This window comes from Superficieibacter sp. HKU1 (assembly GCF_029319185.1).
Classification (GTDB): domain Bacteria; phylum Pseudomonadota; class Gammaproteobacteria; order Enterobacterales; family Enterobacteriaceae; genus Superficieibacter.
Window position 1 is genome coordinate 3135746 of sequence record NZ_CP119754.1, and the last position, 13551, is coordinate 3149296.

13 protein-coding genes are annotated in these 13551 nt (G+C 50.9%); 6 read left to right on the top strand and 7 right to left on the bottom strand.

The genetic code is table 11. From position 1 onward, the window contains the following. Positions 1-76 precede the first annotated feature (76 nt). Together P0H77_RS14965 and P0H77_RS14970 are read left to right on the top strand one after the other, a co-directional pair. Entirely contained in the window at positions 77-970 is an 894-nt protein-coding gene (locus P0H77_RS14965; protein ID WP_276157628.1) for a TIGR01777 family oxidoreductase, read from the top strand. A gap of 78 nt (positions 971-1048) precedes the next feature. Continuing rightward, entirely contained in the window at positions 1049-1570 is a 522-nt protein-coding gene (locus tag P0H77_RS14970) for a GNAT family N-acetyltransferase (RefSeq protein WP_276157629.1), read from the top strand. 28 nt (positions 1571-1598) lie between these two features. On the opposite strand, the gene hisP is transcribed toward P0H77_RS14970, so the two are convergent. From hisP to argT, 5 genes are all read right to left on the bottom strand, one after another. Beyond that, complete coding sequence (gene hisP, locus P0H77_RS14975) at positions 1599-2372, bottom strand: histidine ABC transporter ATP-binding protein HisP (protein WP_276157630.1); 774 nt, start codon at positions 2370-2372, stop codon at positions 1599-1601. Positions 2373-2380: 8 nt separating this feature from the next. Continuing rightward, on the bottom strand, positions 2381-3097 hold the full coding sequence (locus tag P0H77_RS14980) for an ABC transporter permease (protein WP_276157631.1): 717 nt from the start codon (positions 3095-3097) through the stop codon (positions 2381-2383). After that, positions 3094-3780: a histidine ABC transporter permease HisQ gene (locus P0H77_RS14985; RefSeq protein ID WP_276157632.1), complete on the bottom strand. Its 687-nt coding sequence runs from the start codon at positions 3778-3780 to the stop codon at positions 3094-3096. The genes P0H77_RS14980 and P0H77_RS14985 overlap by 4 nt, the downstream gene beginning before the upstream one ends. Before the next feature lie 58 nt (positions 3781-3838). After that, positions 3839-4621: a histidine ABC transporter substrate-binding protein HisJ gene (gene hisJ, locus P0H77_RS14990; RefSeq protein WP_276157633.1), complete on the bottom strand. Its 783-nt coding sequence runs from the start codon at positions 4619-4621 to the stop codon at positions 3839-3841. Positions 4622-4871: 250 nt separating this feature from the next. Continuing rightward, complete coding sequence (gene argT / locus P0H77_RS14995; protein WP_276157634.1) at positions 4872-5654, bottom strand: lysine/arginine/ornithine ABC transporter substrate-binding protein ArgT; 783 nt, start codon at positions 5652-5654, stop codon at positions 4872-4874. A gap of 1028 nt (positions 5655-6682) precedes the next feature. Between argT and P0H77_RS15000 the strand changes: the two genes are divergently transcribed. Next, positions 6683-7120, top strand: a complete 438-nt coding sequence (locus tag P0H77_RS15000; RefSeq protein ID WP_276157635.1) for a DUF5675 family protein — start codon at positions 6683-6685, stop codon at positions 7118-7120. 25 nt (positions 7121-7145) lie between these two features. Further along, a complete protein-coding gene (locus P0H77_RS15005; RefSeq protein ID WP_276157636.1) occupies positions 7146-7829 on the top strand; it encodes an SH3 domain-containing protein in 684 nt (227 codons plus the stop codon). Between the two features lie 81 nt (positions 7830-7910). On the opposite strand, the gene P0H77_RS15010 is transcribed toward P0H77_RS15005, so the two are convergent. Both P0H77_RS15010 and P0H77_RS15015 read right to left on the bottom strand, forming a co-directional pair. Then, entirely contained in the window at positions 7911-8492 is a 582-nt protein-coding gene (locus tag P0H77_RS15010; RefSeq protein WP_276157637.1) for a UbiX family flavin prenyltransferase, read from the bottom strand. Between the two features lie 40 nt (positions 8493-8532). Continuing rightward, entirely contained in the window at positions 8533-9540 is a 1008-nt protein-coding gene (locus P0H77_RS15015; protein WP_276157638.1) for a LacI family DNA-binding transcriptional regulator, read from the bottom strand. A gap of 449 nt (positions 9541-9989) precedes the next feature. Here P0H77_RS15015 and P0H77_RS15020 point away from each other — a divergent pair, with 449 nt between their 5' ends. Both P0H77_RS15020 and P0H77_RS15025 read left to right on the top strand, forming a co-directional pair. Beyond that, complete coding sequence (locus tag P0H77_RS15020) at positions 9990-11393, top strand: MFS transporter (protein WP_276157639.1); 1404 nt, start codon at positions 9990-9992, stop codon at positions 11391-11393. Positions 11394-11400: 7 nt separating this feature from the next. Beyond that, positions 11401-13362 (top strand): beta-L-arabinofuranosidase domain-containing protein, encoded by a 1962-nt coding sequence (locus P0H77_RS15025; protein ID WP_276157640.1) that lies wholly within the window; start codon positions 11401-11403, stop codon positions 13360-13362. The last annotated feature ends 189 nt before the right edge of the window (positions 13363-13551 follow it).

Genomic DNA, 13551 nt, shown 5'->3' on the forward strand with positions numbered 1-13551 from the left:
CTTCATGCGCTGCGCTATGCCGACGCCGTATCAATGACCCTGAACTGGCAGCGTTAAGCGCTACCATGGAGGTTGTATGAATATTCTGATTACCGGGGGCACCGGTCTGGTAGGCCGCCACCTTATTCCACGCTTACTGGAACTGAAGCATCAGGTTACCGTGGTCACGCGAAATCCCGAAAAGGCGCGGCACACATTTAGCGATCGGGTGACGTACTGGAAGGGCCTGGCAGGCCAGACGCATCTCAACGAGATCGATGCGGTGATTAATCTGGCGGGAGAACCGATTGCCGATAAACGCTGGACCGAGGCGCAGAAGCAGCGGCTGTGTAATAGCCGCTGGAATATGACGCAGCAGCTGGTTGATTTGATCAACGCCAGTGATACGCCGCCAGCGGTATTTATTTCCGGGTCGGCGATTGGCTACTACGGCGATCTGGGCGAGGTGGTGGTGAACGAAGAGGAGCCGCCGCACAATGAGTTTACCCATAAGCTGTGCGCCCGCTGGGAGCAAATTGCCTGCGGCGCGCAAAGCGATAAAACCCGTATTTGCCTGCTGCGAACCGGCGCGGTGCTGGCTCGCCATGGCGGTATGCTGGCGAAACTGCTGCCGATTTTTCGGCTCGGTGTGGGCGGGCCGATTGGTGATGGTCGTCAATATCTGGCGTGGATCCATATTGATGATATGGTCAACGCTATTCTCTGGCTGCTGGACAACGACCTGCGCGGCCCGTTCAATATGGTCTCCCCCTACCCGGTACGCAACGAACAGTTCGCTCACGCCCTCGGCCATGCGCTGCATCGTCCGGCCATCCTGCGCGCGCCGGCACCGATAGTGCGACTGATGATGGGCGAATCCTCGGTACTGGTGTTAGGCGGCCAGCGCGCGCTGCCGAAGCGGCTTGAGGCCGCCGGTTTTGCCTTCCGCTGGCACGATCTGGAGGAAGCACTACAGGATTTGGTAGGGTAGCCACGTTGATTCAGGGATGATTTTATTCGCAGACCGGTGATATGGTTATTTGCCTGTTTCACCGGACTGATGATATTCATGCTCACGCTGTTAACTCCCCGCTTTACCCTCTCTTCATTTCAGGAATCTGACTGGCTTTTCTTCCGCCATCTGCGACAGAACCGCGAGGTTATGCGCTATATGGCGGGCATTGCTTCAGAAGAAGATACCCGCCGCGTGTTTGAACAACGGCTGCTGGAAAAAAATGCCTTTGTCATTCGTATGCATGGCGATGATACCGCGTTAGGGGATGTTGGCCTGCGTATCAGCAAATTACATCCTGACGAGGCGGATGTAGGCTATTCCGTTCTACTGGCAATGCAGGGGCGCGGTATCGCCAGCGAAGCGCTACAGGCGGTGTGCCAATACGCGTTTTACCAGGCGAGCGTCAGCGCGTTAAATGCGTGGGTGCTGGCGGAGAATACCGGCTCGGTGAGAGTGCTGGAAAAGGCGCGCTTTCGCCGGGTACAGACGCTGGAGAAGGCCTTTTTGCTTAATGATGAATATTATGACGACTGGGCGTTCCGTCTGACGAAAGCGGACTTTTTACAGGCGGGCTGATCCCCACGGGAGGATCAGCCCATCACCGCTACTTCAGCGATCCCTTCAAAAACTGCTGCAAACGAGGACTCTGCGGATTACCGAACACCTGTTCCGGATCGCCCTGCTCCTCAATTTTGCCCTGATGGAGGAAAATAACGTGGGAGGAGACGTGGCGGGCAAAGCCCATTTCATGCGTCACTACCACCATGGTTTTCCCCTCTTCGGCCAGCTGTTGCATGATGCGCAGCACTTCTCCCACCAGCTCTGGATCCAGCGCGGAGGTCGGTTCATCAAACAGTAAGACTTCCGGCTCCATTGCCAGCGCGCGGGCGATAGAAACGCGCTGCTGCTGGCCGCCCGACAAATGCACCGGGTACTTACCCTGCGCCATTTCATCAATGCCGACTTTTGCCAGGTATTTCATCGCCCGCTCGCGCGAGGCTTGTTTACTCAGCCCCAATACCTGAATCGGTGCTTCCATCACGTTTTCCAGCACCGTCATGTGGCTCCACAGGTTAAAGTGCTGGAACACCATGGTGAGCCGCGTACGCAGTAGCCGGAGCTGATTTTTATCGGCGACCTTAAGCTGTCCGTCTTTATCGCGCACCAGAGTGATATTCTGCCCGCTGACGGTAATGGTGCCTTCGCTCGGTTTTTCAAGAAAGTTAATACAGCGCAAAAAGGTACTTTTACCCGATCCGGAGGAGCCGATAATCGAAATCACATCACCGGCGTTAGCCGTCAGCGAAACCCCTTTCAGCACCTCATGCTCGCCGTAGCGCTTGTGCAAATCAATCACGTTTAATTTGTTTTCAGACATCGTATTTCTCAGTGCGTCGATGAAGGTTTCACGTGCTGTAACCAGCGCTTTTCCGCCTTGCGGAATAAACTAATCAGCACATAAGAAATCATTAAATAAAGAACGGCCGCAATACCGAAAGCGGTGAAAGGCTGATACGTCGCTGAGTTGATATCACGGGCAATTTTGAGCAGATCCGGCACCGTGGCGGTAAACGCCAGCGCGGTCGAATGGAGCATTAAAATCACTTCGTTACTGTACGCTGGCAGCGCAATGCGCAGGGCTGAAGGCAGAATAATGCAGCGGTACATTTTGAACGACGAAAAGCCATACGCGCGCGCCGCTTCAATTTCACCGTGCGGCACCGAGCGAATAGCCCCGGCAAAAATCTCGGTGGTATAGGCGCAGGTGTTGAGCGTCAGCGCCAGCACCGTACAGTTCAGGCCGCTGCGAAAAAAAGCATTCAGTAGCTCGGTGCCTTTCACCACTTCCAGCGTATACATGCCGGAATAGAACACCAGCAGCTGAACGTAAAGCGGCGTTCCGCGGAAAACGTAAGTAAATAACCAGATGGGATAGCGGATTAATCGATTGCTGGAAACGCGGCCAATCGCCAGAAGAACCGCCAGCAGGCCGCCCATTACCACCGAGGAGATTAGCAGCCACAGCGTTACCGCCACGCCGGTCATCCGGTAGCCATCGCTCCACAGTAATGACTGCCAGTATTCCTGAATAATGTCGATCACAGGTCAGCCCTCTTCACACCTACGGAGTAGCGGCGTTCGAGCAGCAGCAGCACACCATTAGAAACCGTGGTAAATACCAGATAAATCAGCCCGCAGACGATAGCGAAATAGAACGGCTGCCAGGTACTTTTACCTGCCAGCTGCGTCGCCTTTACCACATCTTCCAGTCCAAGCAACGAGACCAGCGCCGTTGCCTTAAGGATCACCTGCCAGTTATTGCCGATGCCCGGTAAGGCATAACGCATCATCGCCGGAAACAGAATACGCCGGAAGGTCTGGCTGCCGGTAAAACCGAACGCCGTTGCCGCTTCAATATGCCCTTTCGGCACCGCCATAAACGCGCCTCGAAAGGTTTCAGTGAAGTAGGCGCCATAGATAAAGCCGAGGGTAATAATGCCCGCCACCATCGGATCGATGTCAAATTGCGCCAGGCCCAGCGCATCGGTGATGCTGTTAAGGGCAATTTGCAGACCGTAAAAGATCAACAGCATCAGCACCAGATCCGGCACGCCGCGAATCAGGGTGGTGTAACCTTCAAAGATCAGCGCCAGCGGGCGACTACCGGAAAGCTTTGCTCCCGCGCCAATCAGGCCGATTAGCACTGACAGCACCACGGAACTTAAGGCCAGCTCCAGCGTGACTATCGCGCCCTGTAAAATTACCTGTGAAAACCCGTGCAGCATTCAGTCTTTCCTGTCCTGGTACGGACCCGGCGTTGAGTTAACCGGGTCCGGGCGGAGATTAACCGCCGTAAACGTCAAAATCGAAGTACTTTTTCGCCAGTTTGTCGTACGTTCCGTCAGCACGCATGTCGGCAAAGGCTTTATTCAGCGCTTCGCGCAGTTCGTTATCCTCTTTGCGCAGGCCCATTCCGGTCCCGACGCCAAACAGTTTTTCATCTTTGATTGACGGACCGCCGAAGGCATAGTCCTGACCGATCGGCTGTTTCAGAAAGCCCTCGCTGGCAGCCACTTCATCCTGAAACGCCGCATCAATACGTCCGGCGGTCAGGTCAGCGTAGATATTGTCCTGGCCCTGATAGGAGACGATCTCGACGCCTTTCGGTGCCCAGTGGACGTTGCCATAGGTTTCCTGGGTGGTTCCCTGCAACACACCGATGCGTTTGCCCTGCAGTTTGCTCAGCTCTGGTGCAATGTCAGAGCCTTTCTTCACGACCAGACGGGAGTCAGCCGCATACAGCTTGTCGGTAAAGGCAATCTCCTGCTGGCGTTTTTCAGTAATCGACAGCGAGGACATAATAACGTCGATTTTTTTCGCTTTCAGGGAAGGGATCAGCGCGTCCAGCGGGTTTTCCATGAAGGTACATTGCGTTTTAATCCGCTTACAGAGTTCTTTTGCCAGATCGATATCAAAACCCACTAATTCACCCTGCGAATTTTTGGATTCAAACGGGGCATAGGTTGGATCGGTACCAATACGCAATTTTTGTGGAAGAGCGGCGAAAGCGCCTGAGATACTGGAAACCGCCAGCACTAAGGAAAGAGACAACACCAGCTTTTTCATAATTATCCTCAACAAACCGTCATTCTAATGGGATTCATGGCCCAAATAAGGTGCAGATATCGTGCCATTATTCGGGGCGGCAAGGCAAAATATTCTGCACGCTTATCGCATTTTTTTCGCATTATAAACGCGTAACTATGCATTAGTGCCCAACCGTAGTGCATCCTTCGCACCACTACGATGCATAAATCTCATTAATACTCCGTGCTGAAGATCCAGCACGGAGGACGTTGAGTTCGTTGTCGCAGGCTTAATCGCCGTAAACGTTGAAATCGAAATATTTTTTCGCCATTTTGTCGTAGGTACCATCAGCGCGCAGGTCTTTCAGCGCTTTATCAAAGGCGGCCTTCAGCTCGGTGTCATCCTTGCGCAGACCGACGCCCGTGCCATCGCCAAAGAATTTTTTATCTTTTACCGAGGCCCCTGCAAAGGCAAAGTCTTTCCCGGCGGGCTGTTTGAGAAACCCTTCGCTGGCGGCGACTTCGTCCTGCAAGGCGGCGTCAAGACGGCCTGCGGCGAGGTCGGAGTAGATCAGATCCTGGTTAGCGTAGGCAATGACATCCACACCTTTGCTGCGCCAGTGGTCGTTGCCATAGGCTTCCTGAGTGGAGCCCTGAAGCACGCCAACGTGTTTGCCTTTCAGTGATTCCAGCGTGGGCTGGATTGGCGAGCCTTTGGCGGCAATCAGGCGAGAGTCGGCAGCGTAGAGCTTGTCAGAGAAGGCAATTTCCTGCTGACGCTTTTCGGTGATGGAAAGCGAAGAGATAATCGCATCGATTTTTTTCGCTTTCAGCGACGGAATGAGCGCATCAAAATCGCTGCCGACCCAGGTACATTTGACCTGAATGCGTTTGCACATTTCGTTGCCCAGATCGATATCAAAACCGACAAACTGCCCTTTTGCATCTTTCGAGGAAAAAGGCGCATAGGTGGCGTCAGTGCCAATCCGCACCGTTTGCGGTAGCGCGGCATAAACGCTGGCGGCGCTGCTTAAACCGACCAGTAAAGATAGAGCCAGGACCGACTTCTTCATACATTCCCCTCAATGTGGTGATTTTATTATGTACTGTCTGTGTTGTGCTGCGGATAAGCCTTGCAGGTTTTGTGCCATCTCTGCGCCCGGAACGGGGATACACGGATGTGTTAATAAAACGTTGCAAACTATCGTAAGGTGAAAGATAGCAGGTCCGCCGAGCGAACCGCAGCGGTAAAAGAAGGAAAATGTCGGGGATATGATCGCGGTTACAAAAATGCCCTGAAACAGGGCATGAAGGTGTGACAACTAGTCGATGAGATGCGGCGGGTGCCTGGTTTGGCTTTCTTTCGATGGCGCGTCCTTGCACGTCACTCAGCAACCGATCTTGATAAGTATGCAAATATATTCATCGCTAACCATCATTGATTTTATTTCATTCATATTCTGAATGATTATTATCGCCCACATTATGGATAAAATTTATTAAATGATGCCGTCATATAAAACGTTAATACTCCCGTCTGTTATGTAGTACCAGGCATCATGACAATAATTCAGATCTCAATTTCTTGCCTGAACTATGAGGAGAATGCTTTGCTAATATTTAGCCAATTCGTTGATAGATATATATATTAACCAACGATAAAAGATCTCCTTGTCTTGTATACTTCTCAAGGATGTCTCCCGTGCTTCTCTCTATTACCTTCCACCTTTCAGAAAATAGAGACTTCACTGATTAAAACATAAATAAAATTGTTGATTTCCAGGGCATGCCTTCATAAGATACATTCATAATTAACAAGACACGCCCTCTGTTTATGGGAGTATTATGGATGATATAACATAATATAATTCATGCAATCAATATACTTCACTGAAGATATAGAAATCATTTATCATTCATAGGATGAGTGAAAGTCACAATCTCATTCACGGCACTACTAACTAACATAGCTTTTATAAGCTTACATCGTGGCATTTTTATTTACTGACAACGGTAAATACATTATTGCAACAAGTATAATTATGAATATTAAACATGGCATCTATTATATTAATTTATAAATAAAAAGGAGATATCCAAAATGGCTCAGAATATTATCAAAATTGAGCGTTTTTTTGACACTGAATTGTCGACAATAAGTAGGTATCATATTGCTGGAACACGTATAAAGGGATATGTACTGGAGTGCCCCGGCCCCGACACGACTATGTCAAATCAACGTAAAAGAATCCCGGTTGGCACTTATAAACTAAAATGGCACAACAGCCCTTCTATGCCCGCACATAATCCTCTGATATTACTCCATAATATCAATGTTCCAGAGTCAAGGAAAATTCTTATTCATTGTGGAAATACCGTAAATGACACTAAAGGCTGTCTAATTGTAGGCAGTACCTTCAGTCAAAATCGCGTAATGCAAAGTGGAGCAGCGTTTACAGCATTACAGACGTACATAAGTAGCATAGGTATTGAAAGATTTGAAGTTGTAATTAGTCAAAATTTAGGTGAACGTATTTAATGGCAAGATGAATAAGGACATCAACATGCTAAAGAAATCTGTATTCCTATTGTTATTTTTATTTATTTCTCAAAATTCTTTTGCCGCCTCAAAAGAGGTACATAATGGCGTCCTACAAGCGTACTGGGAGCTTGAATGGAACAAAGACTTTACCAAAAGCATCCCTAAATTACATTTGCGCTATCTTGTTACAGAAAAATCTAAGTCTGTTAAAGTTATTATGCTTGATATGAAGCAAAGTGACATTAAACATGTAATTAATCTATATTTTAAAAAGATCCCACCTTCATTTTATAAATATAGCGAAGGCCATATAGAAAACAGTGGGGACATTATTATTGATAACGTGGTCGAGACAGGTGATTGTGATGGAACATTCAGTTCTGCTCAGTTACAATCCTATACCCCATTAGCGTCGATAACATTAAAAGATATCGATACCATGCAAAGGGCTATATTGTGTGATATATCACACCCATATACAACAACTTATGAGCCAGGAGAAGATCTGAAAGATATATACTTAAGAAAAAGCCCCTCACTTGAATCAGAAATTGTTGCTCAGGTACATGCGACAAATGCATTAGTCAAAATAAAAACTGTCGATGATAAATGGATACTAGTTGGGGTCTATGATTATAATGCTCCTGATTTCATAGGCACACCTAAAGGATATGTCGAGATTAAAAATCTTAATTTAAATAATTAAAAAACGAGTAATAAGTATATTAGTGTCAAAAATATGATGGAGTCGAATGATGCCCTGAAACAGGGCATCATTTTATGCATTTCACTCAGCGGCAGCGCCGCCCGGCCAGCGGGTGAAAAGGTCTTCCGGTAGTTCGATAGCGAACTGGTCGAGCACCCGATTAACGGTCTGGTTGATCAGATCGTCAATGGTCTGCGGCCGGTGGTAAAACGCTGGCACCGGCGGCATGACCACTGCGCCCAGTTCCGCCGCCTGGGTCATCAGGCGCAGGTGGCCCAGATGCAGCGGGGTTTCCCGCACGCACAGCACCAGCGGGCGGCGCTCTTTCAGCACCACGTCCGCCGCGCGGGTCAGCAACCCGTCGGTATAGCTGTTAACAATGCCGGAGAGCGTTTTGATCGAGCACGGGAGGATCGCCATGCCCGCCGTTTTAAACGAACCGGAGGAGATACTGGCGGCGATATCGCGGGCGTCATGAACCACATCCGCCAGCGCCTGAACCTCGCGCAGGGAAAGATCCGTTTCCAGCGCCAGCGTCTGCCGGGCGGCCTGGCTCATCACCAGATGAGTTTCGACCTCTGCGACGTCACGTAAAACCTGTAGCAGCCGCACGCCGTAAATCGCGCCGCTGGCGCCGGAAATCCCTATGATGAGTCTCTTCACATTCGTCGTCCTTTAAGTCGCTTTGGCAAATTTTGCCCGATTAAGACGGCGAACGCAAAGGCGTCAGGCCACCAGAAGAGCTTTCACGAACGACCAGGCGAACTGGCAGAAGCAAATTTCTTTCCCCCTCCTCGTTTAACAACAGACGAAACGCATCGCGTCCAAGTTCGCGTTTATCTATCGCTACCGTGGTCAATGGCGGGTGCGCCCACGCCGCGGTATCAATATCATCAAAACCGACAACAGCGATATCTTCTGGCACCCGAAATCCCTGACGTGTGCAGGCTCGCATCGCGATTAGCGCCGCCACGTCGTTATAGGCAAAGATAGCATCGGGTGGCTGCGGCAGGGCCAGCAGCTTGTTCATGCCATCTGTCAGCGCCTGTTCGATGTCTTTGACGGGCGGCATTTCTGTCCGGTATTCCTGCGGCATCGACAGCCCCGCGTCGAATAGCGCCTGCTGATAGCCTTCAAGACGCTGACGGATACTGTAATGGTGCTGAGAATTGCCGAGAAACGCAATTTTGCGCCGCCCCTGCTCAATTAAGTGGCGCGTGACCACAAACCCGCCGTGATAGTTATCCGGGTTTACGCAGGGAAAATCCGCCGCCCACAAATCTACCAGCGCAATGGGTAATAAAATTTTACGCAGCCCGGCAAGAATTTCCGCCTCGAGATATCCAGCGCAAATTAACGCGTCAGGCTGATGTAACGCGATAAGCTCCGCTATTGAATCATCGGGGCCGATGGGCTGGAAGCTCATCGCGATATCATTTTCCCGGCAGGCGTCCGCCACCCCCAGCATGACGGTGGAGTAAAAAGGCAGCGCGCTGGCAATATTGTGCTGACGGTGGAGAAGAAACAACAGCCGCTTAATGCGTCCGCTGCGCAAACGGCTGAAGTCATAGCCTTCAGCTTCCGCCATGGACAAGATCCGCTGACGCGTCTCATCGCTCAACCCCGGCTGCCCTTTCAGCGCCCTGGACACCGCGGCGAGAGAAACGCCGCACGCGGAAGCGATATCTTTAATTCTGGTTTTTTTTACCATTCCGTTTGTTCTTCCGCTTCCGGGACAGCGCCTCTTTTCAACCCGCATGACGGGTGATCCGTAATGCCGCCTGCTATCTGTTATGCAAAAGAAACGCTAAGAGTACCATGCCATAGTATGTGGCATTCAACCGTTTTGCCTTCTTTTATACTAAAAACGTTTCACGCCATCCTTTTGCTATGCATCATTTCTCGTAAAAAAGTTCATGAAAATAAAGAAAAATATAGGCACAAAGCAGCTATAAGCGAAAATTTGTGATCTATATCGGCATTTAAAAAACTTTTATAGTAAAAATTCAGATCATTTTCACAATGAAAGCAGCCCGATATGTACCGAAAGTCCTTTGCAGATTTATGCTTGGCATCGTTGTTTTTTACTAAAAATAGTCAGAGATATGTCGTAATGACTTTTTATCCCTCACAACGTGTTAACGCATAAAAGGATTGATTATGACTACTGCTCACGATCTGGATAATGAAGTGCAGATAGTTGATGCGGGTGAAACGCTCTCTACCCGCGAAAAGATAGGCTATGGATTAGGGGATGCCGGAGGACACTGCATTTCTGACTTGATTAGCGGTTTTTTGCTTTTCTTCTATACCGACATTTTCGGTCTTAGCCCGGCCATTGTCGGAGCGATGTTTTTGATATTGCGGATCTTCGACGCCGTCTCCGATCCGGTGATGGGCGTTATTGCAGACCGCACCCGTAGCCGTTGGGGCCGTTTTCGCCCCTGGCAGCTATGGATCGCCGTTCCGCTGGGCATTATTGGTATTCTGACTTTTACCGTACCGGACCTGAGTCCGAACATGAAAATTGCCTGGGCGTTCGGCACCTACTTTTTACTTTCAGTAGGTTACACAGCAATCAACGTTCCCTACTGCGCCTTGATCAATGTGATGACCAACCGCCACGATCAGGTCATGTCCTGTCAGTCATGGCGTTTTGTGCTTAGCGGAATTGCGGGGTTTCTGGTCTCCGTCGGGCTACCGTGGATGGTGGACGTTTTCGGCAAAGGCGATCTGGCGACGGGCTACCAGTACGGCGTCACCGTACTCTGCACGATTGGCGTAGTGATGTTCCTGCTGTGTTTCTTTTGGGTCAAAGAACGGGTGCCGTTATCGTTGGCGGGTACGTTTACCCTGCGTCAGCATCTGCAGGGGCTGCGAAAAAACGATCAGCTTTTAATGATGCTAATAATGTCTTTTTTACTGGTGAATATTCTCTGTATCCGCGGCGGCGGCTACATGTATTTTATTTCTTACTCCCTTCAGGGCAGCGCCGGGTTTATGTCGCTGTTTTTCGCCATTGTGACCTTTGCGGCTATCCTGGGAGCGATCGTGGTAAATCCTCTTTCTCGCCGTATCGACATGGTAAAACTGTATTACTACACCAATCTGACGCTGGTCGCCTTTGGCGTGGCAATGTGGTTTTTACCGACCGGACCGCAATACCAGACGCTGTGGCTGGTCTGCATTTTAATCAACAATATTGTCCTTGGATTTACCCTGCCGCTGCACTTCTCCATTATGGCGTTTGCCGATGACTACGGCGAATGGAAGAACGGCGTGCGCTCTTCCGGCATGAACTTCGCGTTTAACCTCTTTTTTATCAAGCTCTCATGGGCGTCATCCGGCGGCATTATCAGCCTGATTCTGATCCTCGTGGCTTATCGCCCGGGTCTGGAAAATCAGACCGCAGCGTCAATCCAGGGCATTAACACCTTACAAAGTCTGGTCCCGGCAATTTTCCACCTCGTACTGGCGTTATGCCTGCTTAAGTGCCGCCTGAATGGCCCCTTAATGCAACGCATTTCTCACGATCTTCAACAACGACATTTACACATTTCCTGAGGTAAACATGATGCAGTCTGATGTGATCGAGGCCGATCTAAACCGAATCACCATTACCGATCCGTTCCTGGGAGAGTACCAGCGGTTGATTAGAGAAGTTGTCATTCCCTGGCAGTGGCAGGCGCTTAACGACACGCTTCCTGATACGGAACCGAGCCACGCCCTGACCAATTACCGTATTGCCGCAGGTCTACAGGAAGGTGAGTTTTACGGTATGGTTTTTCAGGATAGTGATGTCACCAAATGGCTGGAGGCGGTCGCGTGGTCGCTAAGCCAGAAGCCCAATGCGACGCTGGAAAAAACCGCCGATGAGGTTATTGAACTGCTGGCACTGGCGCAGTGCGAAGACGGCTACCTTAATACCTGGTACACCGTGAAAGAGCCGGGCATGCGCTGGACAAACCTTGCAGAGTGCCATGAGCTTTACTGCGCCGGGCATTTGTTTGAAGCGGCGGTGGCGTTCTGGCAGGCCACCGGTAAGCGCCGGCTGCTGGATATCGTCTGCCGTTTCGCCGACCATATTGCTGACATTTTTGGTCCGAACGAAGGCCAGCTCCGCGGCTATCCCGGACATCCGGAAATCGAGCTGGCGCTTATGCGCCTCTATGAAGTGACCCGGGAACCGCGTTATCAGGCGCTGGCACGTTTCTTTCTTGAAGAGCGCGGCCAGCAGCCTTACTACTATGATATTGAGTTTGAAAAACGCGGCGGTACCTGGCACTGGGATAACTGGGGCGATGCCTGGATGGTGAAAGATAAAGCCTACACGCATGCACATAAACCGCTGAAGGAACAGGATCAGGCGGTCGGGCATGCCGTCCGCTCGGTTTATCTGATGACCGGACTGGCGCATCTCGCCCGCACCACGCAGGACGAAGAGAAACGCCAGACCTGCCTGCGCATCTGGGATAATCTGGTGCAGCGACGCATGTATATCACTGGCGGCATCGGCTCACAGGCGATTGGTGAAGCATTTACCAGCGATTACGACCTGCCGAATGACACCGCTTACGGTGAAAGTTGTGCTTCCATTGGCCTGATGATGTTCGCTCGCCGGATGCTGGAAATGGAGGGCGATTCACGCTACGCCGATGTCATGGAGCGCGCGTTTTATAACACCGTGCTCGGCGGTATGGCGCTGGATGGCAAACACTTTTTCTACGTTAACCCGCTTGAGACCTATCCGAAGAGCATTCCGCACAACCATATCTATGATCACATCAAACCGGTACGTCAGCGCTGGTTCGGCTGCGCCTGCTGTCCGCCCAATATCGCCCGCACGCTGGTCGGTATTGGTCACTATATTTTTACGCCGCGCCCGGACGCGCTGTTTATCAACATCTACGCGGGCAGCCAGGCGCAATTTGCCGTTAATGGCGGAGACCTGCGGCTGACGATCGCCGGAAATTACCCCTGGGATGAACGCGTCGAAATCACCTTCGATAATCCGCAGCCGGTCGAGCATACTCTGGCGCTGCGTCTGCCGGAGTGGTGCGACGATCCGCAGTTCCTGGTTAACGGCGAAGCAGCTCAGGGCGAAAGAATTAAAGGATATCTGCATCTTCATCGTCGGTGGCAGCAGGGTGATACCCTTACCCTGCTGTTGCCGATGCGCGTTAAGCGGGTTTACGCTAACCCTCTGGTGCGCCATGCGGCGGGTAAAGTGGCCATCCAGCGCGGGCCGCTGGTGTATTGCCTCGAAGAGGCGGATAATGGCGCAGAATTGCATAATCTTTCATTGCCTGCACAAAGCGGATTTCGGGAAATTGCCGGCACTGGCGTACTGAAAGGAAAAATACTGTTGCAGGCCGATGGAGTCCGCGTGACGACACCGTCTGAAGATCAGCCGCTTTACAGCTTCGATCGGCAACAAACGCCCGTGAAGAATCAGACGCTAACCTTTATTCCGTGGTTTAGCTGGGCCAATCGAGGCGAAGGCGAAATGCGGATCTGGGTGGACGAAGCCTGAAGCAGCAGAAACAACGCCTGGCGTGCGTTGATGAAAAACCTGTTTTACAGGTGTATGCGCCGTTTTGCCGGGTGGCGGCTTCGCCTTACCCGGCCTACGAAAGGCATCAACATCAACATCAACATCAACATCAACATCAACATCAACATCAACAGGTTAGTCGCAACCTGTAGGCCTGCGCAAGCGAAG

What these genes read in the sequence shown, in the direction of transcription:
- hisJ (WP_276157633.1), bottom strand. Translation starts at nt 4,621, where the DNA reads ATGAAAAAGCTGGTGTTGTCTCTTTCCTTAGTGCTGGCGGTTTCCAGT.
- P0H77_RS15025 (WP_276157640.1), top strand. Translation starts at nt 11,401, where the DNA reads ATGATGCAGTCTGATGTGATCGAGGCCGATCTAAACCGAATCACCATT.
- P0H77_RS15015 (WP_276157638.1), bottom strand. Translation starts at nt 9,540, where the DNA reads ATGGTAAAAAAAACCAGAATTAAAGATATCGCTTCCGCGTGCGGCGTT.
- P0H77_RS15020 (WP_276157639.1), top strand. Translation starts at nt 9,990, where the DNA reads ATGACTACTGCTCACGATCTGGATAATGAAGTGCAGATAGTTGATGCG.
- P0H77_RS15000 (WP_276157635.1), top strand. Translation starts at nt 6,683, where the DNA reads ATGGCTCAGAATATTATCAAAATTGAGCGTTTTTTTGACACTGAATTG.
- argT (WP_276157634.1), bottom strand. Translation starts at nt 5,654, where the DNA reads ATGAAGAAGTCGGTCCTGGCTCTATCTTTACTGGTCGGTTTAAGCAGC.
- P0H77_RS15005 (WP_276157636.1), top strand. Translation starts at nt 7,146, where the DNA reads ATGCTAAAGAAATCTGTATTCCTATTGTTATTTTTATTTATTTCTCAA.
- P0H77_RS14965 (WP_276157628.1), top strand. Translation starts at nt 77, where the DNA reads ATGAATATTCTGATTACCGGGGGCACCGGTCTGGTAGGCCGCCACCTT.
- hisP (WP_276157630.1), bottom strand. Translation starts at nt 2,372, where the DNA reads ATGTCTGAAAACAAATTAAACGTGATTGATTTGCACAAGCGCTACGGC.
- P0H77_RS14970 (WP_276157629.1), top strand. Translation starts at nt 1,049, where the DNA reads ATGCTCACGCTGTTAACTCCCCGCTTTACCCTCTCTTCATTTCAGGAA.
- P0H77_RS14985 (WP_276157632.1), bottom strand. Translation starts at nt 3,780, where the DNA reads ATGCTGCACGGGTTTTCACAGGTAATTTTACAGGGCGCGATAGTCACG.